The sequence below is a fragment of the Pseudolysinimonas kribbensis genome, from assembly GCF_039531715.1.
Classification (GTDB): Bacteria; Actinomycetota; Actinomycetes; order Actinomycetales; family Microbacteriaceae; genus Pseudolysinimonas; species Pseudolysinimonas kribbensis.
The window spans coordinates 338223-360980 of the sequence record NZ_BAAAQO010000003.1; the positions used below are offsets into that span (position 1 = coordinate 338223).

The 22758-nt window shown below is 73.8% G+C and carries 22 protein-coding genes; 15 read left to right on the forward strand and 7 right to left on the reverse strand.

Translation table 11 applies throughout. The annotated features are described in order from the left end of the window. The first annotated feature begins 8 nt into the window (after window positions 1–8). On the forward strand, window positions 9–1103 hold the full coding sequence (locus tag ABD285_RS08165) for a D-alanine--D-alanine ligase family protein (protein ID WP_344201837.1): 1095 nt from the start codon (window positions 9–11) through the stop codon (window positions 1101–1103). A 6-nt stretch (window positions 1104–1109) separates the two neighbouring features. On the opposite strand, the gene ABD285_RS08170 is transcribed toward ABD285_RS08165, so the two are convergent. Then, entirely contained in the window at window positions 1110–1652 is a 543-nt protein-coding gene (locus ABD285_RS08170) for a DUF3515 family protein (protein WP_284253043.1), read from the reverse strand. Window positions 1653–1677: 25 nt separating this feature from the next. Here ABD285_RS08170 and ABD285_RS08175 point away from each other — a divergent pair, with 25 nt between their 5' ends. After that, window positions 1678–1920, forward strand: a complete 243-nt coding sequence (locus tag ABD285_RS08175) for a hypothetical protein (protein WP_284253042.1) — start codon at window positions 1678–1680, stop codon at window positions 1918–1920. After that, the gene (locus tag ABD285_RS08180) at window positions 1920–2936 is read left to right on the forward strand and encodes a thiamine-phosphate kinase (RefSeq protein WP_284255596.1); all 1017 of its coding nucleotides are present in this window, start codon (window positions 1920–1922) and stop codon (window positions 2934–2936) included. Before ABD285_RS08175 ends, ABD285_RS08180 begins: the two co-directional genes overlap by 1 nt. Here ABD285_RS08180 and rsmD read toward each other — a convergent pair. Further along, the gene (gene rsmD / locus ABD285_RS08185; RefSeq protein ID WP_344201842.1) at window positions 2906–3508 is read right to left on the reverse strand and encodes a 16S rRNA (guanine(966)-N(2))-methyltransferase RsmD; all 603 of its coding nucleotides are present in this window, start codon (window positions 3506–3508) and stop codon (window positions 2906–2908) included. The two genes, ABD285_RS08180 and rsmD, sit on opposite strands and share 31 nt — an antisense overlap. A gap of 113 nt (window positions 3509–3621) precedes the next feature. On the opposite strand from rsmD, the gene ABD285_RS08190 reads away from it, so the two are divergent. The 6 genes from ABD285_RS08190 to coaD all read left to right on the forward strand — a co-directional run bounded on the left by ABD285_RS08190 (window position 3622) and on the right by coaD (window position 10514). Then, a complete protein-coding gene (locus tag ABD285_RS08190) occupies window positions 3622–4680 on the forward strand; it encodes a magnesium and cobalt transport protein CorA (RefSeq protein WP_284255595.1) in 1059 nt (352 codons plus the stop codon). Then, window positions 4671–6863, forward strand: coding sequence for an ATP-dependent DNA helicase RecG (locus tag ABD285_RS08195; protein WP_425564980.1), 2193 nt, complete (start codon window positions 4671–4673; stop codon window positions 6861–6863). Before ABD285_RS08190 ends, ABD285_RS08195 begins: the two co-directional genes overlap by 10 nt. A gap of 64 nt (window positions 6864–6927) precedes the next feature. After that, the gene (gene hisD, locus ABD285_RS08200) at window positions 6928–8256 is read left to right on the forward strand and encodes a histidinol dehydrogenase (RefSeq protein WP_284253041.1); all 1329 of its coding nucleotides are present in this window, start codon (window positions 6928–6930) and stop codon (window positions 8254–8256) included. Further along, entirely contained in the window at window positions 8253–9254 is a 1002-nt protein-coding gene (locus ABD285_RS08205) for a LacI family DNA-binding transcriptional regulator (protein ID WP_344201845.1), read from the forward strand. The genes hisD and ABD285_RS08205 overlap by 4 nt, the downstream gene beginning before the upstream one ends. Further along, entirely contained in the window at window positions 9251–10003 is a 753-nt protein-coding gene (locus ABD285_RS08210; RefSeq protein ID WP_344201848.1) for an SDR family NAD(P)-dependent oxidoreductase, read from the forward strand. The genes ABD285_RS08205 and ABD285_RS08210 overlap by 4 nt, the downstream gene beginning before the upstream one ends. A gap of 22 nt (window positions 10004–10025) precedes the next feature. Then, entirely contained in the window at window positions 10026–10514 is a 489-nt protein-coding gene (gene coaD, locus ABD285_RS08215) for a pantetheine-phosphate adenylyltransferase (RefSeq protein ID WP_284253036.1), read from the forward strand. On the opposite strand, the gene ABD285_RS08220 is transcribed toward coaD, so the two are convergent. Next, window positions 10490–11248 (reverse strand): HpcH/HpaI aldolase family protein, encoded by a 759-nt coding sequence (locus ABD285_RS08220; protein WP_284253035.1) that lies wholly within the window; start codon window positions 11246–11248, stop codon window positions 10490–10492. The genes coaD and ABD285_RS08220 overlap by 25 nt on opposite strands. A 41-nt stretch (window positions 11249–11289) precedes the next feature. Between ABD285_RS08220 and ABD285_RS08225 the strand changes: the two genes are divergently transcribed. Together ABD285_RS08225 and ABD285_RS08230 are read left to right on the forward strand one after the other, a co-directional pair. Further along, window positions 11290–11493: a hypothetical protein gene (locus ABD285_RS08225; protein WP_284253034.1), complete on the forward strand. Its 204-nt coding sequence runs from the start codon at window positions 11290–11292 to the stop codon at window positions 11491–11493. 43 nt (window positions 11494–11536) lie between these two features. Continuing rightward, on the forward strand, window positions 11537–12541 hold the full coding sequence (locus ABD285_RS08230; RefSeq protein WP_284253032.1) for a TIGR03557 family F420-dependent LLM class oxidoreductase: 1005 nt from the start codon (window positions 11537–11539) through the stop codon (window positions 12539–12541). 52 nt (window positions 12542–12593) lie between these two features. On the opposite strand, the gene ABD285_RS08235 is transcribed toward ABD285_RS08230, so the two are convergent. Beyond that, window positions 12594–14198 (reverse strand): ABC-F family ATP-binding cassette domain-containing protein, encoded by a 1605-nt coding sequence (locus ABD285_RS08235; RefSeq protein ID WP_284253031.1) that lies wholly within the window; start codon window positions 14196–14198, stop codon window positions 12594–12596. A 133-nt stretch (window positions 14199–14331) separates the two neighbouring features. Here ABD285_RS08235 and cofE point away from each other — a divergent pair, with 133 nt between their 5' ends. From cofE to ABD285_RS08255, 4 genes are all read left to right on the forward strand, one after another. Next, entirely contained in the window at window positions 14332–15105 is a 774-nt protein-coding gene (gene cofE / locus ABD285_RS08240) for a coenzyme F420-0:L-glutamate ligase (protein WP_284253030.1), read from the forward strand. Between the two features lie 149 nt (window positions 15106–15254). Beyond that, window positions 15255–16289, forward strand: coding sequence for an AAA family ATPase (locus ABD285_RS08245; RefSeq protein WP_425564983.1), 1035 nt, complete (start codon window positions 15255–15257; stop codon window positions 16287–16289). Window positions 16290–16293: 4 nt separating this feature from the next. Then, the gene (locus ABD285_RS08250; protein WP_344201854.1) at window positions 16294–17694 is read left to right on the forward strand and encodes a DUF58 domain-containing protein; all 1401 of its coding nucleotides are present in this window, start codon (window positions 16294–16296) and stop codon (window positions 17692–17694) included. Continuing rightward, a complete protein-coding gene (locus ABD285_RS08255) occupies window positions 17681–19942 on the forward strand; it encodes a transglutaminase TgpA family protein (RefSeq protein ID WP_344201857.1) in 2262 nt (753 codons plus the stop codon). Before ABD285_RS08250 ends, ABD285_RS08255 begins: the two co-directional genes overlap by 14 nt. 13 nt (window positions 19943–19955) lie before the next feature. Here ABD285_RS08255 and ABD285_RS08260 read toward each other — a convergent pair whose 3' ends face one another. Genes ABD285_RS08260 through ABD285_RS08270 form a run of 3 tightly spaced genes read right to left on the reverse strand, consistent with a single transcriptional unit; the run spans window position 19956 to window position 22752 of the window. After that, a complete protein-coding gene (locus ABD285_RS08260; RefSeq protein ID WP_284253026.1) occupies window positions 19956–20771 on the reverse strand; it encodes an ABC transporter ATP-binding protein in 816 nt (271 codons plus the stop codon). Further along, window positions 20768–21775: a putative F420-0 ABC transporter permease subunit gene (locus tag ABD285_RS08265; protein WP_284253025.1), complete on the reverse strand. Its 1008-nt coding sequence runs from the start codon at window positions 21773–21775 to the stop codon at window positions 20768–20770. The genes ABD285_RS08260 and ABD285_RS08265 overlap by 4 nt, the downstream gene beginning before the upstream one ends. Continuing rightward, window positions 21772–22752, reverse strand: coding sequence for a putative F420-0 ABC transporter substrate-binding protein (locus ABD285_RS08270; RefSeq protein WP_284253024.1), 981 nt, complete (start codon window positions 22750–22752; stop codon window positions 21772–21774). The genes ABD285_RS08265 and ABD285_RS08270 overlap by 4 nt, the downstream gene beginning before the upstream one ends. Between the last annotated feature and the right edge of the window lie 6 nt (window positions 22753–22758).

The window sequence follows — 22758 nt, forward strand, 5'->3', positions numbered from 1 at the left end:
GGAGCCCCGTGCCGACCCCGCCCCGGACCCGCGTCGCGCTCTTCTTCGGGGGTCGCTCCAGCGAGCACGCCATCAGCTGCGCGACGGCCGGCGGGGTGCTCGGAGCGATGGATCCCGAGCGGTACGAGGTCGTGCCGGTCGGGATCACGCCCGACGGGGCCATGACGCTGCGCGCCGCCGACGAGGTCGCGGCGTTCTCGCTCGACGAGCTGCCGCGGCTCGCCGACAACGGCACGCGGGTGCGACTGCCCGAGTCGGCGGCCTCGCGGGAGCTGACCGTCCAGGAGGGCGGTGCGGTCCGCTCACTCGGTGAGATCGACGTCGCCTTCCCGATCCTGCACGGGCCGTTCGGCGAGGACGGCACCATCCAGGGCGCGTTCGAGCTGGTCGGGATGCCGTACGTCGGCAACGGCGTGCTCGCGTCAGCGCTGGGCATGGACAAGCACTTCACCAAGACGGTGCTCGAGGGCGCGGGGATCGAGGTCGCGCCCTGGGCCACGGTGACGCGCGCGGAGCTGGCGCGGCATCCGGAGCTGTGGCGCCGTCGCATGGAGGGGCTGGGGCTTCCGGTGTTCGTCAAGCCGGCGCGCGCCGGGTCGAGCGTCGGGGTGACCCGCGTGACCGACTGGCCGCAGCTCGACGCCGCGCTCGAGGTCGCCTTCGCCGAGGACAGCCGCGTGCTCGTCGAGCAGGCCGTCGTCGGGCGCGAGCTCGAGTGCGGGGTGCTGGAGGGGCGCGACGGATCGCCGCCGCGGGTGAGCGTCGCCGGCGAGATCGCGATCACCGGGCGGGATTTCTACGACTTCGACGCCAAGTACCGGGGCGCCGACGGCATCCGGCTCATCTGCCCCGCCGACCTGCGCGAGCAGGAGCTGGAGCGGATGCAACAGATCGCGGCGCGCGCGTTCGAGGCGATCGGGGGTGCCGGGCTCGCCCGGGTGGACTTCTTCTTCACGGGCACCGGGTTCGTCGTGAACGAGATCAACACGATGCCGGGCTTCACGCCGATCTCGATGTTCCCGAGCTGCTGGCTCGCGTCGGGGCTCAGCTATCCCGAGCTCATCGACGAGCTCATCGCGCTCGGCATCGGCGCGCTCCGCTGAGGCCGGTCACCCCGTCGGGGTCGGCGAGGGCGTCGGGGTGTCGCTCGAGGTGCCGCCGCCGGTCACGGTGTCCTCGGTCGAGGAGCACACGTGGCCGGTCTTCGGCAGCGCGGCGGCGATCTGGTTGCCGAGCTGATCGAGCACGACGCCGGGCGAGAGCCTCGTCGAGATCGTGAGCTGCGCCGCGGGGTCGCGGCCGAACGTCGTGAAGGTCCAGATCTTGGTCTTCGCGTTCTTCTGCCGCAGCCAGTACACCCCGCCCGTGTCCTGCACGCAGGGCAGCGCCGACGGACCCGGTACACGAACGCCGCAGCTCAGGATCACCGACGTCGGGTCGCCCCACGCCGCCGTCGACTGCGCGTCCGTCTCGCGATGCACGAGCACGCCGTTCTGACTGTCGAGCGTGTCGGGCAGGTGCACCATGACATCGGCGCAGTGCCGATCGTTCGCGTGCGGTGGCGCCGGATGCAGCGTCACGGTCGGTGCGCACCCCGCGAGCAGCGCGGCTGCCGCGATTCCGATCGCCGCCGCGAGAGCCCGTGCCTTCATCGCCGATCAGGCTAGCGTGGGCGCCATGGAGCACCCTGAGGCGGCACTCGCGGAATCCGACCTCGCCGAGGACGGCCTCGCCGCGCTGCTGGACGGGTCGGCCCGCGACGAGACGCCCCCGCGGACCGGACAACAGGTGCTGCTCATCGTCGTCGGCTGGCTGATCGTGCTCGCGATCGCGTGCGTCGTGGTCGTGCTCACGGCGCCCGCGATCGAGACGGTGATCGTCGCCCTGGTGCGGGCGTTCGTCCACGCCGGTCAGGCGTGATGCCGCCCGCGCTCGGAGACCACGGGCAGACCCTCGGCGAGGCAGGGGAGGCCGCGACCCTCGCGCGCATCTTCCCCCGGCTGCCGGAGGCCGATGCCGCCCTCCTCGGGCCGGGCGACGACGCGGCGGTGCTGCGGGCTCCCGACGGCCGCTACGTGGTCACGACCGACACGATGGTGCACGGCCCCGACTTCCGGCGTGCGTGGTCGTCGCCGCACGACCTCGGCTGGAAGGCCGCCGCGACGAACCTCGCCGATGTCGCCGCCATGGGTGCGGTTCCGACCGCGCTCGTCGTCGCGCTGGTCGCACCGCCCGAGACGCCGGTGTCCGACCTGGAGGCGTTCGCCGACGGGCTCCGCGATGCGTGCGCCGCACTCGCGCCGGGGTGCGGCGTGGTCGGCGGCGACCTCTCCGCGTCCGGGACGCTGACGATCGCGGTGACCGCGTTCGGCGACCTGCAGAGCCGGGAGCCGGTGCTGCGCTCCGGCGCGCGCCCCGGCGACGTCGTCGCGCTCGCGGGACGCCTCGGCCTCGCGGCCACCGGTCTGCTCCTGCTGTTCGAGCGCGGCGTGGACGCCGACGGCATCCCGGATGCCGCTGCCGCGGCCCGGCTGCGCGCCGCAGCGCCGGGGCCGGTCGACGCGCAGCTCGCCCCGTCGCCTCCGATCGCAGCCGGTCCCGCGGCGGCCCGCGCCCGAGCGACCGCCATGCTCGACGTGAGCGACGGGCTGGCGATCGACGCCCGTCGCATCGCCGCGGCGTCGGGCGTCGCCCTCGACCTCGATCCGGCCGCGATCGCCGCGATCGCCGGCACCGGGATCGATCCGCGGGTCGCCCTCTCGGGCGGCGAGGACCATGCGCTGCTCGCCACGTTCCCGCCCGATGCGGTGCTGCCGCCGGGCTTCGCGCCGATCGGACGGGTCGTCGAGGGCGCCGGCCTGCTCGTCGACGGCCGCCCTTTCGACGGGCGCGGGGGATGGGACCCCTACGCCGACTGGGACGGCGCCGCCGGCTGATCCCCGGGCCCGGGAACGAGCCAGAACAGCGCGGTCTCGCCGTAGTCGCGGCGTCGTTCGAGCTCGAGGCCGCCCGGCCATTCCGGCGGCCGGTCCCGGCCGGAGCGCTCGACCACGACCACGGCATCCGGCGCCAGCTGCGCGACGAGCGCCTCGAGGTCGTGCCGCAGCTCCGCTGCGCCGAGGTCGTACGGCGGATCGAGGAAGACGACGTCCCAGGTGCCACCACCGGCACCGAGGAACGACAGCACGGGCCGGCTCGACACGACGACCTCCGGCTGCGCGTCACGCGGTGCCGCCCGGCGCACGCGGGCGGCGTTGTCGTGCAGCACGCGGCTGGCGGCGGCCGCCCGATCGACGAGCGTCACGTGCGCCGCCCCGCGCGATGCCGCCTCGAGCCCGAGGGCTCCGGAGCCCGCGTAGAGATCGAGCACGCGCGCCCCCTCGAGCACGTCGCGGGCCTGGAGCGCAGAGAAGATCGCCTCCCGCACCCGATCGCTCGTCGGCCGGGTGCCGAATCGCGGCACGCTCAACCGCAGCGACCCCGCATACCCAGCGATGATCCGCGTCACCCCCACACTCTGCCCGCGAATGACCGGATTTCGCGACGCGCGCGGCGGAGGAGCTGCACAAAGTGGTCATTCGCGGGCGGGGCCCGGGGGCCGACTAGCATCGGGGCGTGACGATGGCCGACACCTCCTCGGAGCGCGCCGGAGCGCGGCGCTCGGGGGTCGTCACCAACGCGGTGTACGAGAACGGCGCGCGCATCGCGTCGCCCTCGTCGCTGCACGAGACCTTCGACATGCTCGGCGCCCATCCCACGGCGCTGGCCTGGATCGGCCTGTACCGCCCGGATGCCGCGGAGCTCGCCGAGCTGAAGTCCGCGTTCGGCCTGCACGAGCTCGCGATCGAGGACGCGGCCCAGGGTCATCAGCGCCCCAAGCTCGAGCGCTACGGCGACACGCTGTTCATGGTGCTGAAGGCCGCGCACTACGACGACGCGGCCGAGGAGGTCGTCTTCGGCGAGCTGCACGTCTTCGCGGGCACGAACTTCCTGATCACCGTGCGGCACAGCGAGAGCCCCGACCTCGCGGGGGTCCGCCGCCGGATGGAGACCTCGCCCGACACGCTCAAGGAGGGCACCGAGGCGGTGCTCTACGGCATCCTCGACGCCGTCGTGGACGGCTACGGCCCGGTCGTCGCAGGGCTCGCCAACGACATCGACGAGATCGAGACGCAGGTGTTCGACGGCGACCCCCGGGTGTCCCGTCGCATCTACGAGCTCAATCGCGAGGTGATCGAGTTCGAGCGAGCCGTCTCACCGCTCAGCGCGATCATCCAGACCCTCTCCACGGGCTTCGCGGACGGCTACGTGGGCGAGGTGCTCGAGCAGTACCTGCGCGACGTCGCCGACCACGTGACCCAGGCCAAGGAGCGCATCGAGGAGTTCCGCGTGCTGCTGCGCGACATCCTCGCGGTGAACACCTCGCTCGTCGGTCAGCGCCAGACGGAGGAGGCGCGCGCGCTCAGCGAGGCGAGCAACCAGCAGGCGATCGAGTCGCGGCGCATCGCGGGATGGGCCGCCATCCTGTTCGCCCCCTCGCTCATCGCCGGCATCTACGGCATGAACTTCCGCAACATGCCCGAACTCGGCTGGGTGTTCGGCTACCCGATGGCGCTCGGGATCATGGCACTGTTCATGCTCATCCTGTACATCGTGTTCAAACGGCGCGGATGGCTCTGAGCTCGACGCCCGGCATGCCCGCCGCGCTGGACGCGAGGCTCACCACCGTGCTGGGCGGCCGCACCGCGCAGGCGGTGCAGAAGGCGTTCGGCTACGCGACGGTGGGCGAGCTGCTGGCCCACTACCCGCGGCGCTACGCCCGGCGCGGAGAGCTGACAGCGCTGGACGAACTGACGATCGACGAGGCGGTCACGATCGTCGCCGAGGTGCGGTCGGTCTCGGAGCGGCCGATGCGCAACCGGCGCGGGTCGCTCCTGGAGGTGTCGATCAGCGACGGGCGCGGCATCCTGACTCTCACGTTCTTCAACCAGGCGTGGCGCAAGAACGATCTGCGACCGGGGGTGCGCGGCATCTTCGCGGGCAAGGTGGGCGCGTACCGCGGCGCGCGCCAGCTCGCGCATCCCGACTACGAGCTCTTCGGAGACGGGGACGGCGGCGATGCCGGCGCGGCGATCGACCGCGCCGCGGGCTGGGCGGAGACCCCCATCCCCATCTACCCCGCGATCTCGACGCTCGCGAGCTGGCAGCTCGCCAAGGCGATCGGCGTCGCCCTCGACACCCTGCCGGCGGTGCTGGACGACCCGGTGCCGCCGGATGCCTCCGAGGCGCGGGGACTCATCCCGTTCCGGCGCGCGCTCGAGCTCGTGCACCGGCCGGCGACCGACGCCGACTGGCATGCCGCCCAGGAGGCGCTGCGCTTCCAGGAGGCGTTCGTGCTGCAGGCGGCTCTGCTGCGCGATCGCGCGGAGCGGCACGCCGAGTCGACGGCCGAGCGGCGGCCCGGATCGCGCTCCGCGGAGTTCGAGGAACGCCTGCCGTTCGCGCTCACGGGCGACCAGCTCGCGGTGGGTGCCGAGATCGAGCGCGACCTCGCGTCCGGCACCCCGATGAACCGGCTCGTGCAGGGCGAGGTCGGCTCGGGCAAGACGCTCGTCGCGCTGCGCGCGATGCTCGCCGTCGCCGATTCGGGAGGTCAGTCCGCGTTCCTCGCTCCGACGGAGGTGCTCGCCGGCCAGCATCTGCGCTCGCTCGTGGGCGCCCTCGGCCCGGATCTCGCGGCGCGCCTTCGGCCGATCCTGCTCACCGGCTCGATGCCCGCGGCGGACCGCCGCCGCGCGCTGCTCGCCGCCGCGAGCGGGGGCGCCGCGATCGTCGTCGGCACGCACGCGCTGCTCGGCGACCGGGTGCAGTTCGCCGATCTCGGCCTCGTCGTCGTCGACGAGCAGCACCGGTTCGGCGTCGACCAGCGCGAGGCGCTGCGGCTCAAGGGGCAGTCGCCGCACGTGCTCGTGCTGACCGCGACGCCGATCCCGCGCACCGTGGCGATGACGGTGTTCGGCGATCTCGACGTCTCCACGATCCGCGAGCTGCCCGCGGGCCGCGCACCCATCGAGTCGTTCGTGGTGCCGTTGGCCGACCACCCGGGCTGGGAGGGGCGGATCTGGCAGCGGCTCTCGGAGGAGCTCGGCCAGGGGCGGCAGGGTTTCGTCGTCGTGCCGGCGATCGACGCGAAGGCCGTCGAGGAGGGTGACGAGGTCGCACCCGAGCCGGAGGGCGAGGCGCCTCGCCCTCCGGCGAACGTGACGTCCACGCTCGCGATGCTGCGCCGGCATCCGGAGCTCGAGGGTCGCCGCATCGAGCCGCTGCACGGCCGCATGAGCTCCGACGAGAAGGACGCCACCATGCGCGCCTTCGCCGCCGGCGACATCGACGTGCTGGTCGCGACCACGGTCATCGAGGTGGGCGTCGACGTCCCGAACGCCTCGACGATGGTCGTGCTGGATGCCGATCGTTTCGGCGTCGCGCAGCTGCACCAGCTGCGCGGGCGGGTCGGCCGCGGCGGGGTTCCCGGCCTCGCCCTGTTCGTCACCGACGCCGAGCCCGGCACCCCGGCCCGCGAGCGGGTCGACGCGGTCGCCGCCACCCTCGACGGGTTCGAGCTCGCGCAGACCGACCTCGAGCTGCGCCGCGAGGGCGACGTGCTGGGTCGCGCTCAATCGGGCGGGCGCTCGTCCCTGCAGCTGCTGCGGGTGGCGCGCGACGGCGACCTCATCGCCGATGCCCGGGATGCCGTCCAGGCGGTGCTCGAACGGGACCCCGACCTCACCGGGCACGTCGCACTGCGTGCGGCCCTCGCCCGTCGCCTCGACGAGGCCGAGCGGGCGTTCCTCGCGAAGGGGTGAGGCGCGGGCGCGAGTCGTCGCGTGTGCTGTATACGTATCCATTGGATACGTATACAGTGACGGCATGACCGTCGAGTACACGACCCTGAAGGACGCGAGCGGCAAGCTCGCCCCGAGCGACGACGAGGGGGTGCGCGACACCGTCCGCGGGATCATCGCCGACGTGCGCGAGCGCGGCGACGCGGCCGTGCGCGAGTACTCCGAGCGCTTCGACGGGTGGACGCCGGAGTCGTTCCGCCTGAGCGATGCGCGGATCGCCGAGATCGTGGCGAGCGTCCCGCAGCAGGTCGTCGACGACATCCGGTTCGTGCAGGCGCAGGTGCGCCGCTTCGCCGAGGCCCAGCGCGCGTCGCTCACCGACTTCGAGCTCGAGACGCTTCCGGGGGTGCGACTCGGGCAGAAGAGCATCCCGGTGCAGGCCGCCGGCGCCTACATCCCCGGGGGCCGGTATCCGCTCACGGCCTCGGCGCACATGACGATCGTGACCGCGAAGGTCGCCGGCGTGCCGCGCGTCGTCGCCTGCACGCCGCCGATCCGGGGCGAGATCCCCGCCGCGACGATCGCCGCGATGTCGCTCGCGGGCGCCGACGAGATCCACCTGGTCGGCGGGGTGCAGGCGGTGGCGTCGATGGCGCTCGGCACCGAGAGCATGGCGGCCGTCGACCTCATCGCGGGGCCCGGCAACGCCTACGTCGCCGAGGCGAAGAAGCAGCTCTACGGCACGGTCGGGATCGACCTGTTCGCCGGCCCGACCGAGATCCTGGTGCTCGCGGACCAGACGACGGACCCCTTCATCGCCGCCGTGGACCTGCTCTCGCAGGCCGAGCACGGTCCCGAGTCGCCGGCCGTGCTCATCTCGACCGACGAGGAGGTCGCGCGGCGAACGCTCCAGCTCGTCGAGGAGCTGCTGCCCGGGATGCCGACGCGCGACATGGCCGAACCCGCCTGGCGCGACTTCGGCCGGGTCCTCGTGGTGACGAGCCGCGACGACGCCTGGGTGCTCGCCGACGACCTCGCGTTCGAGCACGTCGAGGTGCTGATGAGCGACCCGCGTGAGGCGCTGCAGCGCATGCACCAGTACGGCGCGCTGTTCCTGGGGGAGGGCACGACCGTCTCGTACGGTGACAAGGTGATCGGCACCAATCACGTGCTCCCGACGCGCGGAGCCGCGCGCTACACGGGCGGGCTCTGGGTGGGCAAGTACCTGAAGACCGTGACCTACCAGGAGGTCACCGACCCGGAGTCGAGCGCCCTGCTCGGCGAGATCTGCGGCCGGGCGGCCCGCGTCGAGCTCTTCGAGGGACACGCCCGAGCGGGCGATGTGCGCACCGCCCGCGTGCGCGGCACGTCGCTGCGCTGGACCGACCACCAACCCGCACCGGTGCGCGCGTGAGCCCGCACCCCGTCACGAGCGTCGACGTCGCGCGCGCCACGGGGCTGTCGCAGGCCACCGTCTCGCGGGCGCTCAACGGGGGCGTCGTCTCGGCGGCCGCACGCGAGCGGGTGCTCGCGGCCTCCCGTGACCTCGGCTACCGGCCAAACGACGTCGCGCGAGGTCTCGTGACGCGCCGCACCGGGACGGTCGGAGTGGTGGTCTCCGACATCCTGAACCCCTTCTATCCCGAGTTCCTCGAGGCGCTCGGCGCCGCGCTCGGCGCGCGGGGCGGGCGGATGCTGCTGCAGAACGCGGCGAGCGGGGGCGCCGAGGGCGAGGCGACGGCGATCGAGTCGCTGCTGCGGCAGCGCGTCGACGGCATCATCGTCACCGCTGCGACGGACGACTCGTCGGCCGTGCGCGAGCTCGTGGCATCCGGGTTCCCGGTCGTGCTCGCCCATCGCACCCTGCCGATCGCGGTCGATACCGTGGAGAGCGACAACGCGGGGGGAGCCGCCCTCATGGCCGAGCTGCTGCATCGCCGCGGCCATCGCACCGTGGGTGTGCTCGAGGGGGATCCCGGCACGTCGACGGCGCGGCAGCGGGGCGAGGGGTTCGCGGCGCGGGCCCGGGAGCTCGGGCTCACCGTGCAGACCACCCCGGCCGGCTTCGCCGCGTCGACCGCGCGCGTCGCCGCGGACGCGATGCTGTCGCGCGGCGAGCGACCGACGGCGATCGTCGGGCACAACGACACGATCGCGCTCGCCGCGCTCAACGCCGCACGCGAGCTCGGCCTGCGGGTGCCCCGGGATGTCGCGGTCGCGGGATTCGACGACATCGCCGCCGCCGGGTGGGCCATCGTCGGGCTGACCACCGTGCGACAGCCCACCGCGCGGATGGCCCAGCGCGCGGTGGACCTGCTGGCGGGGCGCATCGAGGACCCGTCGCTGCCGCCGCGCCGCGAGGTCCTGCCGGTCGAACTGATCGAACGGACGAGCACCGGAGGCGCGGCATGAGCGGGGAACTCGACGGACGTCATGTGCTCGTGACCGGCGGGGGTCGCGGCATCGGGGCCGGCGTCGCCGAGGAGGCGGCCGCGCGGGGCGCGCTCGTCACACTGGTCGCACGCACCCGCGGCGAGCTCGACGGCGTCGCGGCGCGCATCGTCGACGCCGGAGGTCGTGCCCGGACCCATGCCGCGGATGCGACCGACGACGCGGCCATGGAGGAGGCGATCGCCCAGGCCGACGCGGCCGAGCCGCTGTGGGGGGCGGTGCTGTCGGCCGGGATGAACCGCCCGGCGCCGGCCGCCGGGTACCCGATGGACGACTTCGACGCCATCTTCGCGGTGAACGTGCGCGCCGCGTTCGTGGCATGCCGCGCACTGCATCCGGTGCTGACCGCGCACGGCGGCGGTCGCATCGTCGCGATGTCCTCGCAGCTCGGCTCGGTCGGCTTCCCGGATCGGGTGCCGTACGCCGCGAGCAAGCACGCGGTCAACGGGATGGTCCGCGGGCTCGCCGTCGAATGGGCGCCGGCGGGCATCACGGTCAACGCGGTCGCGCCCACCTTCGTCGAGACCGAATTCACCCGCGCGAACCTCGCGCGGCCGGAGTTCCGCGCCGAGGTGCTCTCGCGCATCCCCGGCGGGCGTCTGGCCACCGTCGAGGAGGTCGCGGCGGCCACCTGCTTCCTGCTCGCCCCGCGGAGCGGCTCGATCACCGGCCACGTGCTCGCGGTCGACGGAGGCTGGACGGCCTGGTGATCGCGCCGGATAGGCTCGGACCATGACGCGCATCGCGGTCGTGCCCGGCTCGTTCGACCCGGTCACGCTCGGCCACCTCGACGTCATCGCGCGTGCCGCACGGCTGTGGGACGAGATCCACGTGCTCGTCGTGCACAACCCGGGCAAGACGGCGCTGCTGCCGATCGCCAAGCGCGTGTCGCTCATCCAGGACGCGCTCGCGGAGGCGGAGGTGGCGGGTCAGATCATCGTCACCAGCTGGAGCGTCGGCCTGCTCGTGGACTACGCGACGGATGTCGGCGCGACCGCGCTCGTGAAGGGCATCCGGTCGCAGGTCGACGTCGCCTACGAGACGCCCATGGCGATCGTCAACCGCAACCTCGCGGGGGTCGAGACCGTCTTCATGCTGCCGGATCCCGCCCACGCCCACGTCTCGAGCTCGCTCGTGCGGCAGGTGGCCTCGCTCGGCGGCGACGTGGCGCCCTACGTGCCGCGTGCCGTCGCCGACTACCTCGCCTCGGCGCGCGACTGAGCCAGCAGCCCCCGCACCCCCGTGGCGAGAGCGGCGGCATCCGTGCCGACGATGACGTACCCGTAGCCCTGCGCGAGCAGGCGCGCACCGCGCTCGGGGGTGCCGCCGAACGCGGCGGCGACGATCCCGGCGCGCGTCGCGGCCGCGAGGATGCGCTGCACGGGAGCCTCCGGACGCGTGTCGGCGAGCATGGCATCCTGATCGAGGCCGAGCGACAGCGCGAGGTCGTTGGGGCCCACGAGCACCCCGCTCACGCCCGGCACCGCGAACAGCTCGTCGAGAGCGTCGAGGCCCTCGGCGGTCTCGATCATGATCCACAGCCGGCCCGCCGCGTTCGCGGCCGCCGGGTCGGGCGCCGGTCGGTCCCACACCGGTGTGAGCGGACCCCAGCTGCGCCGGCCGAGCGGCGGGTAGTAGGCGGCGGCCACGGCTCGGCGCACCTGCTCCACCGTCTCGACGAGGGGCACGATCACCCAGTCCGCGCCGGCGTCGAGCGCATACCCGATCTCCGCCGCATCGACGGCGGTCGTGCGGATCGCGACGGGCGCCCAGTCGTCGTCGCGCGCCGCGAGCGTCGCGGCGATCGCGGCGCGATCGAACAGCCCGTGCTGGGCGTCGAGGCAGACCCACGCGGCGCCCGAACGGGCGGCGATGCGCGTCGCGACGGCATCCCCGAGCTGGCACCAGATCCCGGGGCGGACATCGCGGGAGGGCAGGGGCGCGGCGGTGGTCATCGCCCCACGGTAGCGAGCGCAGAATGGGTGCGGAGGTGCGGATGGCCGCGAACCACGACGATGATCCGGATGCGCTCATCGAGCAGTCGACCCGGCGGGCGCCCGACGTCGAGCCGCCCCCCATGGCGCGACCCATCGTGTCGCCGCCCTACGGCGTGCCGATCCCCTTCGGCGCACCGCCGGCCGAGCCGATCCAGCTCGCGCCGGACGAGATCCCGTGGGAGCTGCGCGAGGACGAGGCGTGACCCCACGGGGCGGATGGCGCCTCGTGCGCGGCAGGATGGCGGGATGACCGCCTCCCGCGCCGCGTCGATCGGGTACGCCGCGATGCTGGAGCAGTTCCATCCGACCGAGGCGATCGAGCTCGCCCAGCACGCCGAGGCGCACGGATTCTCCGGCGTCATGGCGGCCGACCACTTCCAGCCCTGGACACCGCAGCAGGGGCAGGCGTCGTTCGTGTGGAACGTGCTCTCGGCGCTAGGGCAGGTGACCGCGGGAGACCTCGGGACCGGGGTCACCGCGCCCACGTTCCGATGGCATCCGGCCGTCGTCGCGCAGGCGTCGGCGACGCTCGCGGCCATGTACCCGGGCCGGCACTGGCTGGGCATCGGCAGCGGTGAGGCGCTCAACGAGCACGTGGTCGGGCAGTACTGGCCCGAGGCGCCCGAGCGGATCAACCGCATGTTCGAAGCCGTCGACGTCATCAAGAAGCTGTTCGCCGGCTCGCTCGCGGGCAAGGACGTCAAGCACGAGGGCGCGTTCTTCCGGCTCGAGGCGACCCGGCTCTGGACGATGCCCGAGCGTGCACCGGAGATCCTGATCGGCACGGCGGGGCCGGTTACCGCACGCCGGGCCGGGCGCACCGTCGACGGGATCGTGACGGAGGAGGCGCCGCGCGAACGGCTCGCGACCCTCCTGCAGCGCTTCGACGACGGGCGCCGGGATGCCGGCCGCAGCGGCGGCACGAAGGTGCTGCGGCTGCACCTGAGCTGGGCGGCGACTGACGAGGAGGCCGCCCGCAACGCGATGACGGAGTGGCCGCTCGCCGCGATGCCGTTCGGCAAGTCCGACGTGCGGTCGCCGTTCGAGTTCGAGCAGCTCGCGCGCATGGTGCGCCCGGAGGACTTCGCGGGCAAGCTCCTGATCTCGGCGGATCCCGACGCGCACCGCGCCCACATCCAGTCCTTCCTCGATCTCGGCTTCGATCGCGTCTACCTCCACAACGTCGGCCGGAATCAGCGCGAGTTCCTCGAGACCTTCGGCCGCGAGGTCGTCCCCGCGCTCACGGCCTAGCCCCGTAGCCAAAAACGCCCAGTGCGTGACCGCGCGCACTGGGCTTTTTTGGCTAATCGACGAGGGTGAGGCGGCCGGCGGCGTCGAGCGCGAGGGTCGCGTCGAGTCCGAGCCGGGACAGGAACGCGTCGTCGTGCGAGACGACGAGCACGGCGCCGCGGTAGCCGCGCAGGGCCGACACGAGCTGGTCGACGCTCGGCAGGTCGAGGTTGTTCGTCGGCTCGTCGAGCACGAGCAGCTGCGGCGGCGGATCGGCCAGCAGCAGCCGCGCGAGCGCGACCCGGAACCGCTCGCCGCCGGACAGTGTCGCGATCCGGCGCCCGACGGCATCCCCGCGCAGCAGGAAGCGCGCGAGCCGGTTGCGGATCTCGCCCGGCGGCACGCTCGGCGCGGCCGCCCGCACCGACTCGAGCACGGTCGCGCTCTCGTCGAGGCCGTCCAGCCGCTGCGCGAGGTAGGCGACGCGATCCGTGTGCAGGATGCCGCGGGCGCCCCCGACCGTGCGCTCGGCCCCGGCGATGCCCAGCATCCCCTCGAGCAGCGTGGTCTTGCCGATCCCGTTCGGCCCGATCAGCGCGACCCGCTCGGGACCCTGGATCACGTACGAGCGATCCGTGCCGACGAGCTCCGCGATCCGCCGTCCGCGCGCCACGCCGGGGTCGCGCAGGTCGACCCGGATGCCGTCGTCGTCGCGCACCCGCTCCTCGGCCGCGTCGAGCGCGAGCCGGGCGGCGTGCTCGATCGACTCCATCTCCCCGCGCAGGCGGCCGGCCGAGACCTGCGCCTGCATCCGCCGGCCGTGCGCGACGATCTTCGGCACCCGCTTCTCGCGCTCCGCCTTGTTCGCGGTCCGCTCGCGCTGGGCGAGCTTGAGCTGCGACTCGATCCGCTGGCGGCGCTCCACGCGGAAGGTCTGCTCCGCCGCGCGCACGGCCTGCGCCGCGGCCGCCTGCTCCTGGTCGAGCGCCGCGCGCCAGGCGCTGTACGGGCCGCCGAACGTCGTCAGCGCGTTGCGGTACAGCTCGGCGGTGTCGTCCATGAGCTCGAGCAGCGCGACGTCGTGACTCACGACGACGAGCGCACCCGACCAGCCGCGCACGAGGTCCGCGACCCGCGAGCGGGCGTCGCGGTCGAGGTTGTTGGTCGGCTCGTCGAGCAGGGTGATCGGCGCGCGACGCAGGCGCAGCCCTGCGATCGCCACGAGCATCGCCTCGCCGCCGGAGATCTCGGCGACGCGGCGCTCGAGTGCGGACGCGGGGAGGCCGACCTCGGTCAGCACGGCGCTCGCCCGTGCCTCGGCATCCCAGTCGTCGCCGATCGCCTCGAAGTGCCGCACGTCGACGTCGCCGGACTCGATGGCGCGCACGGCCGCGAGCTGCCGCGCGATGCCGAGCAGCTCGGCGACAGTCGTGCCGGTGCGCAGGGTGAGGGTCTGCGGCAGCGCCGCGACATCGCCGACGGTCGTGACGGCGCCGGAGGTCGGGGTCAGCTCGCCCGCGATGAGGCGCAGCAGGGTCGACTTGCCGGCCCCGTTCGCGCCGACCAGTCCGGTGCGGCCGGCGCCGAACGCCCCGGAGACGTCGTCGAGGGCGACCGTGCCGTCGGGCCAGGTGAGGCCGACGTGCGACAGGGTGATGACGGGCTGGATGGACGGCATGCGGTTCTCCCGGGTCTCGAAGCGGAACGCTGAGACGGGATGCCGCCTCCCGGAGGAGTGGCCAGGGTGAATCGGCTCAGCGCGAGGGCGAACCGGAGAACTTCACCTGTGCAGGCTACGCCAGACTGGACCCGTGCTCAACGTCATCGGCGTCGAAGGCCTGCCCGAGGTCGTGCCGGGCGACGATCTCGCGGCCCTCATCGCGGATGCCGTGGACGGCGCGCTCGAGGACGGCGACATCCTCGCCGTCACCAGCAAGGTCGTCAGCAAGGCCGAGGGCCGGCTCGTCGCGGCGCGGGATCGTGAGGACGCGATCACGAGCCAGACGGTGCGGGTCGTCGCCTCGCGCACGACGCCGGACGGCCGCATCACCCGCATCGTGGAGAACCCGCTCGGTCTCGTCATGGCGGCCGCCGGGGTCGACGGCAGCAACGTGCCCGACGGATACGTGCTGCTGCTGCCCGAGGACCCCGACGCCTCCGCGCAGGCGATCGCCGTGAGGGTCCGTGAGCGGACCGGGCTGCGGATCGGGGTGGTGATCAGCGACACGTTCGGCAGGCCCTGGCGCGACGGGCAGACCGACCTCGCGATCGGGGCGGCGGGCATCCACGTGCTCGACGACCTGCGCGGCGGTGTCGACGACAACGGCCGGGCTCTGCAGGTGACCGCGGCCGCGATCGCCGACGAGATCGCCTCGGCCGCCGACCTGGTCAAGGGCAAGACGAGCCGGATGCCGCTGGCGATCGTCCGCGGCCTCGCCCACCTGGTCGGCGGTCTCGACCTGCCCGGCGCCCGCGCGATCGTCCGGCTCGGCGCCGCGGACATGTTCCGCGTCGGCTCGGAGGAGGCGTGGCGCGAGGGCTACGAGGCCGGCGTCCGCGCCGCTCGTGACGAGCGCGGCGACTAGCGCCGGAGCGCCTTCGCGAGACCCCGGGCACGACGGACGCGAGGTCTGGAACACCCCCGTGGTGCCGTCATCCACCTGAACCGTCCGGTCCGCCGTTCCGTGTTCCTCTCATGATCCCAGCCGACCGGCGCGCGCCCGTGGCAGACTCCATGGGGATGGACGCTACGGAAGCCCCGGACCGCTCGGCGACGAAGCCGGAGGTCGAATCCCTGCCCGCCGCGGAGTTCCTCATGGACGCCCGCGCCGTCATGGCCGCGATCGAGACGGTGATCGACGGCAAGCGCGAGGCGATCGAGATCGCGACGACCGTGCTGCTCGCCGAGGGGCACCTGCTCGTCGAGGACGTGCCCGGCGTCGGCAAGACGATGCTGGCCAGGGCTCTGGCCCGCAGCGTCGACTGCACGGTCTCCCGCATCCAGTTCACCCCGGATCTGCTCCCGGCCGACATCACGGGCGTCAGCGTGTACAACCAGGCCGAGCGCGCCTTCGAGTTCAAGCCGGGCCCGGTGTTCGCCAACATCGTCATCGGCGACGAGATCAACCGCGCCTCGCCCAAGACCCAGTCCGCCCTCCTCGAGTCGATGGAGGAGCGCCAGGTCTCGGTCGACGGACGCAGTTACGACCTGCCCGACCCCTTCACGGTCATCGCGACGCAGAACCCGGTCGAGATGGAGGGCACGTACGCGCTCCCGGAGGCGCAGCGCGACCGCTTCATGGCCCGGATCTCGATGGGCTACCCGGATCCGGCGAACGAGGTCGCGATGCTGCGCACCCGCGAGAGCGGAAGCCCGATCGACCGCCTGCGCCCGGTCGTGACCAATGAGCGGCTGCGGCAGATGATGCAGACCGTGCGGCAGGTCTTCGTGAGCCCGGCGGTCGAGCAGTACGCCGTCGCCATCGCCGCGGCGACCCGGGCCGACCGCGAGCTGCGGCTCGGCGCCAGTCCGCGCGCGACCCTGCAGCTCGTGCGCGCCGCCAAGGCGCGCGCAGCCCTCGACGGCCGAGACTTCGTGCTGCCGGACGACATCGACGCCCTCGCGGTGGCGGTGCTCGCCCACCGGCTCATGCCGGCTCGCGCCACGGTCGGCGGGGGCGGATCCTTCGGTGCCGGAGCCACGCCCGACATCACCGCGCGCATCGTGGCCGCGACCCCGGTGCCGCTCGGAGCCGCCGGAACGGCCTAGTGCGGTGACCGACCTCGAGGACCGCGCTGCGGCCACCGTCTCGACCGAGGAGTGGCTGGCCCGTCGCCGTGCGGCGGAGAGCAGTGGCCCGGAGACCGAGCGGACGGCGCGCAACCTGCGTCGGAAGGCGCAGCTGCGCCCGACCGTACGCGGGGCGGTCACGCTCCTGATCGGGGTCGTCGCGCTCCTGCTGGCCTACTGGGGCGGCCGGCGGGAGCTGCTGGTCCTCGCCGGAGCGGCGTTCCTGCTGCCCGCGATCGGGCTCGTCGTCGTGCGCCTGCGCCGGCCCCGGCTCGACGTGCTCCGCACCTTCGCACCCCCCGTGGTCGCCGCCGGCGATCCGGTCGACGTGCGGATGCGGATCCGCAACACCGGGAGCGCACCGAGCCCGTCGGTGGTGTGGAACGACGCGATCCCGTGGCAGGAGGACGATCCGGCGCCCCGGCAGCTCGCCCCGATCCCGGCCGGAACCACGGAGCAGCGGGTGCGCATCGCGGACTACCGGCTGCACCCGGCGCGACGCGGGGTCTACGCGATCGGGCCGCTGGTCGTCGAGCAGCGCGACGCCTTCGGGATGGTGGCACGGGTCGCCGCGGTCGGCGAGCAGGACCGGCTGGTCGTGATCCCGACCGTGGACCGGCTGCCGGACGGCGGGCCGGCCCCCGCCGACGGGGAGGGCACCGCACGCCTGATCCAGCGCCGGGTGGCGGGCAACGACGACGACCTCACGACGCGCGAGTACCGTGCGGGCGACGCGCTGCGCCGGGTGCACTGGCGCGCGTCCGCCCGGCACGGCGAGCTCATGGTGCGTCAGGAGGAGCACCGCAGCCGCCCGGACGCGCACATCGTCGTCGACACCCGCATCGGCGGCTATCCGGACGGGCATCCGGATGCCGGTCGCGCCTGGACCGAGACCCTCGAGTCCGACGCCTTCGAGTGGGTCGTGCGCATGACGGCGTCGCTCGGCATCCACCTCGAGGAGGCCGGATTCCGCGTCGAGATCGAGGAGACGGCCAGGGCACAGCTCGAGCAGATCGGCGAGCGCTGGGAGGGCGGCCGGCGGATCGACGGCTTCCTGACGAGCCTCGCGGGCGTCCGGCTGCTCGCCCCGCCCCCGGGCGAGCTCTCCGCCCCGGGCGGACCGTCCGGCCCGTTGTTCGCGGTCATCGCGGACGCCGAGGACGTCACCGCCGACTGGCTCGTGCGACGTCGGCGCGGCGCCGACGTCGCGATCGCCTTCGCGGTCGGTCCCCGGCCGGAGCTCGCCGAGCGCCTGACGGAGGCCGGCTGGACCTGCGTGCCGGTCGCCGCGCACGACCGGCCGGCCGACATCTGGCGCGACCTCGCGGTGCAGGGGTTGTTCGCCTCAGCCGCCTTCCGGGGAGCGGTCGATGGCGCTCACTGACCTGCGCCGCCCGGCACCACCGGGGGCCGCCGCCTCGCCGGGCCGCCGACGGCCATCCGGCGGGCCGCGGCGTCCACGCGGCGAGGGTGTGTCGGCCGGGCTGACCGGTCTCGCGCTGCTGCTCGCGTACGCGGGGCTCCGCCCGACGTTGCAGGGACTCTCGTGGTACCTCGTCGGAGCACTGTTCATCGTGCTCGTGCTCGTCGCGGCGAACGTCACGCGGCGGCTCTCGCGCCGGCCGTGGCTGCCCACCGTCGTCGCGGCGCTCGCGAGTCTGCTCGCCCTCACCCTCGGGTACGCGGCCGACAAGGCGCTGCTCGGCGTCATCCCGACCCCCGATGTCCTCACGCGATTCAGCCGTCTCGGCGAGCAGGCCTGGCTCTCGATCGCGGAGCAGGCGCTGCCCGCCACCCCCGAGCTCGGGATCGTCTTCCTCCTCGCGCTGCTGACCTCCGGCTGCGCCCTGTTCGCCGACATCGTCGTGCGCCGGGCGCCCGCGCTGACGGCGGCGCCCCTGCTCGCGCTGCTCGGCGTGCCCGTCGCGATCCGCTCCGGCGTCGCGGAGCCGGTCTGGTTCGTGCTGACGGCGATCGTGTTCCTCGTGCTGCTGCGCCGCGGCCAGCGTCGTGCGACCCCCGCCGCGGTGCTCGTGACGGGCGCGATCGTCGTCGCGGGCTCGCTCCTGCTGCCCTTCGTGCTGCCGCCCGTCGCCGACGATCCGGGCACCGGCGGTCCCGGCATCGATGGAGCGGTCAATCCGCTCATCAACCTGGGCGACGACCTGCGCCAGGGCGGTGACGTGCCGGCCCTGACGTATACGACGAGCAGCACGCAGGGGGTCTACCTGCGCCTGGCGACGCTCGACAAGTTCGACGGCCGGCAGTGGGAGCCCGCCGACATCGATCCCGCACGCACGCACGACGTCGCCAAGTTCCCCGCGCCGACCGGGCTGACCTCCGCGGTCAAGCGCCGCACGCTGAAGGCGTCGGTGCAGGTGGACGACATCAGCGGACGCTGGCTGCCGGTGCCGTATCCGGCCTCCAGGATCACCGGGGTCGACGACGACTGGAAGTGGGTCGCGGGCGGGCTCACCGTGCGCAGCAGGTCGACGAGCGCGAGCGGGCAGCACTACACCGCCAGCTTCCTCGACCTGAAGCCGGACCTCGCGCAGCTGCGCGCCGCGACGCCCAGCCCCGTCGGCATGCCGCTCGACGTCTCGGTGCCGACCGGGATGCCGGCGATCATCGCGCAGACCGCGCTACGAGTGACCGCGAACGCGACCACCGAGTACGACAAGGCGGTGGCGCTGCAGGACTACTTCCAGAGCGACGGCGGGTTCACCTACTCGGAGACCGCGCCGGTCGACCAGCACTACGACGGCTCCGGTGCCGACATCATCGCCCAGTTCCTGCAGAAGAAGGCGGGGTACTGCGTGCACTTCTCGTCGGCGATGGCGATCATGGCGCGCACGCTCGGCATCCCCGCCAGGGTCGTCGTGGGATTCCAGCCCGGCACGCCGGCGTCGGTGAACGACAAGCGGGTGTTCCAGGTGAGCTCGCACGACCTGCACGCCTGGCCGGAGCTGTACTTCGCCGGCATCGGCTGGCTGCGGTTCGAGCCGACGCCGGGCCGGGGCGTGCTGCCCACCTACTCCGACCCGCAGGCCGTCGACGACGCCATCAATCAGGGCGGCGGCACCGCGTCACCGGGAGCGACGGCGAGCGCCGGCCCGTCGAGCTCGGCGTCGGACCCCGGCGGGGCGTCCGCGGCCCCGTCGGCCTCGGCCGGCGCCGCGACCGCGACCGACCGGGCCGACGCCACCCCGTGGATCGTGCTGATCGTGCTCCTCGTGGCCATCGCGCTGCTGTTCACCCCGGCCGCGATCCGGGCGGCGCAACGGGCGCGGCGGATGCGGGCGGTGGCGCGCGGACGGGATCCCGCCGGCAACGCGTGGGCCGAACTGCGCGACACGGCGCGCGACAACGGGTGGGCGGCGCCGGACACCCAGACGCCCCGGGAGTTCGCGGAGCGGCTCACGGTCACGCTCGCCTCGAGCGCCGCCCGGATCGACGGTCTCCGGCGCGGTGTGGAGACGACGGCGTACGCGCGCGCCCCGGGGCCCATCCGAGTCGAGGATCTGCGCAGCGTCGTCAAGGCCATCGGCGCGAGCACGAGCGGGCGCGACCGCGTCCGCGCGGTGCTGCTGCCGCCGTCGCTCGTCGCGCGCGTCCGCGGCGACGAGGAGTGACCCGAGGCGCGTCTCAGGCCGCGGGATGCCCCAGGGCGAGCATCGGTCGTCCCGTGACCGGGTTCTCGGTCCAGCTCGCGGTCACGCCGTAGACGTCGCGGATGAGCTCCGGGGTGAGGGTCGTGCGAGCCGGGCCGCTCGCGACGACGCGTCCATCGGCGATGACGACCACGGCATCCGCCTGATCGGCCGCGAGCGACAGGTCGTGCAGCGCCGTCACGATGGTCATGCCGCGCGAGGTATGTTCGCGCAGCAGCACGAGCAGCTCGAGCTGCGCCGCGACGTCGAGGTGGTTCGTCGGCTCGTCCAGCAGCAGCAGACGCGGCTCCTGCGCCAGCGCCCGCGCGAGCATCACGCGCTGCCGCTCGCCGCCGGAGAGCGAGGCGAACCGGCGCTCGGCGAACCCTTCCGCGCGGGCGGCGACCAGGGCGGCGTCGATCGCGGTGGGCGCGCCGAGGTCGCGCCCACCCCAACGCGGCTCGTACGGGGTGCGGCCGAGCGCGACGACGTCGCGCACATCGATGGGCAGGTCGGTCGCGACGTCCTGCTCGACGAACGCCACGCGCCGAGCGCGCTCCCGTCTCCGCAGGCCGAGCAGGTCCTCGCCGCCGAAGGCGAGCGCGCCGGCGGCGGGACTCTCGACCCCCGCGATGGCGCGCAGGATCGTCGACTTGCCGGCTCCGTTGGGTCCGAGAAGCGCCGTGATGGCGCCCGGGGGCGCGGTGAACGCGGCGCCGTGGACGAGCTCCTTGCGTCCGACGCGCACGATCAGGCCGCGGACGTCGAGTCCGGCGCCCCCGGACGCGTCGGCATCGCGCATCCAGCTCATGCGCCACCCCGGCGCCGGGCCAGCAGGAGGGCGAACACCGGAGCCCCGACGAGCGCCGTGACGATGCCGACCGGCAGTTCGCGCGGCGCGAGCAGCGTGCGCGCGGCGGTGTCGGCCCAGACGAGATAGATCGCGCCGACGAGCGCCACGAGCGGCAGCAGCCGGCCGTGCCGCGGCCCGGCGATGAGGCGCACCGCGTGCGGGAGCACGAGGCCGACGAAGCCGATCGACCCGCTCACGCTCACCAGAATCCCGGTGAGCACCGCCGATGCGCCGAGCAGCGTCCAGCGCACGGCCGTGACGTTCACCCCCAGGGAGGCCGCCATCCGGTCGCCGAACGCGAACGCGTCGAGCACCCGGCCGTTCGCGATGAGCGGGATGCCGAGCACGACGAAGCCGCCGACGGCGACCGCGACCTGCGGCCAGCGCGCCCCCGCGACCGAGCCGAGCAGCCAGTTGAGCACGTCCTGGTACGCGTCGCCGCGCGCGGTCCAGAAGATGACGAAACTCGTGAGCGCCGTGCCGAGCGCCGACACCGCGACGCCGGCGAGCACCGTGCGGCTCGGCGTGATGCGTCCGAGCGCGCCCGCGAGCGCGAGCGTGATGGCCAGCGCCGCGATCGCGCCGAGGAACGCGGCGAGCGGCAGCAGCAGCGAGACCCCGAGCAGCAGCACGCTCACCGCCCCGAGCGAGGCTCCGGAGGACAGGCCGAGCAGGTACGGATCGGCGAGCTGGTTGGCTGTGAGGGCCTGCATGATGGCGCCGACCAGGGCCAGGCCCGCTCCCACGGCCGCCGCGGTCAGCACGCGCGGCAGGCGCAGCTCCCACACGATGCCGTCGTCGATCGGGCCGAGCGGGTTCGTGCCGATGCCGAGGTGGGCGAGCACCGCGCGCGCGACGTCGCCGACCGCGAGCCCCGACGATCCGATCGCGGTGGCCGCGGCCAGCGACGCGAGCAGCAGGGCGCTCAGCACCACCGCCGCGACGACCGCCCGCGCGCTCACCCGACGTGCAGGTGCGCCAGCTGCGCCGCGACCGAGCGCGCCGCGTCGATGCTGCGCACGCCGGCCTCGCTCTCGGCGAAGGGGATGGTGATGAAGCGGTGGTTCTGCACCGCGCTCAGCCGTGCGGTCGCGGGGTCGCTCTCGAGCCGGTGGATCTTCGCGGCGGCGGTGTTCCAGTCGGCATCGATCAGGATGATCACGTCGGGGTCGTCCGCGACGATCGACTCCCAGCCGAGCGTCGTCCACGTCTGCGGCACGTCTCCCGCGATGTTCCTCAGCCCCGCGGTCTTCATCACGAGCTCGGGGGCGCCGGTGCCGGCGCCGACGTACGGCGAGGCGTCGCCGGAGGAGTACCAGAGCGCGGTGAGACCGCGGGGGTCGCGGTGGATGCCGGCGAGCTGCTCCTGCTGCGTCGCCACCACCTGCTTCGCGCGGGCTTCGACCCCGAAGATGCGCCCGGCCTGATCGATCTCGCGGAACACCTCGGCGAAGGTCAGCTTCGCGACCGGCGTCGAGCGGCATGCGGCCGGCTGCACGTAGCTCGCGACGCCGAGCGACGCGAGCTCGCCCCGGGTGCCGGCCTGGTCGGCCGAGAACGCCGACTCCCAGCCCGAATAGACCAGGTCGGGCTTCTTCGCGAGCACGGCCTCCTCGCTGGGCATGAAGTCCGACAGCGACGGCACGCCGCGCATGGTGGCCGCCCATCTCGCGGGCACCGGGCCGTCCTGGTAGGCGGTGCCGACGATCCGGTCGCCGACGCCGAGGGCGAGCATCATCTCGGTCGACGTCGACTTGATCGAGATCACCCGCTTCGGCGGGTGATCGAAGGTGACGCTCGTGTCGCAGTTCTGCACCGTGACGGCGGCGGCGGCCGACGAGGCGGTCGGCACCGGTGCGGCGGCGGCGCCCTGGGCGCAGCCGGAGAGGAGGGCGCCGCCGGCGAGGACGGCGACGAGGGCGAGGGGGCGCACGTGCATGGGGTC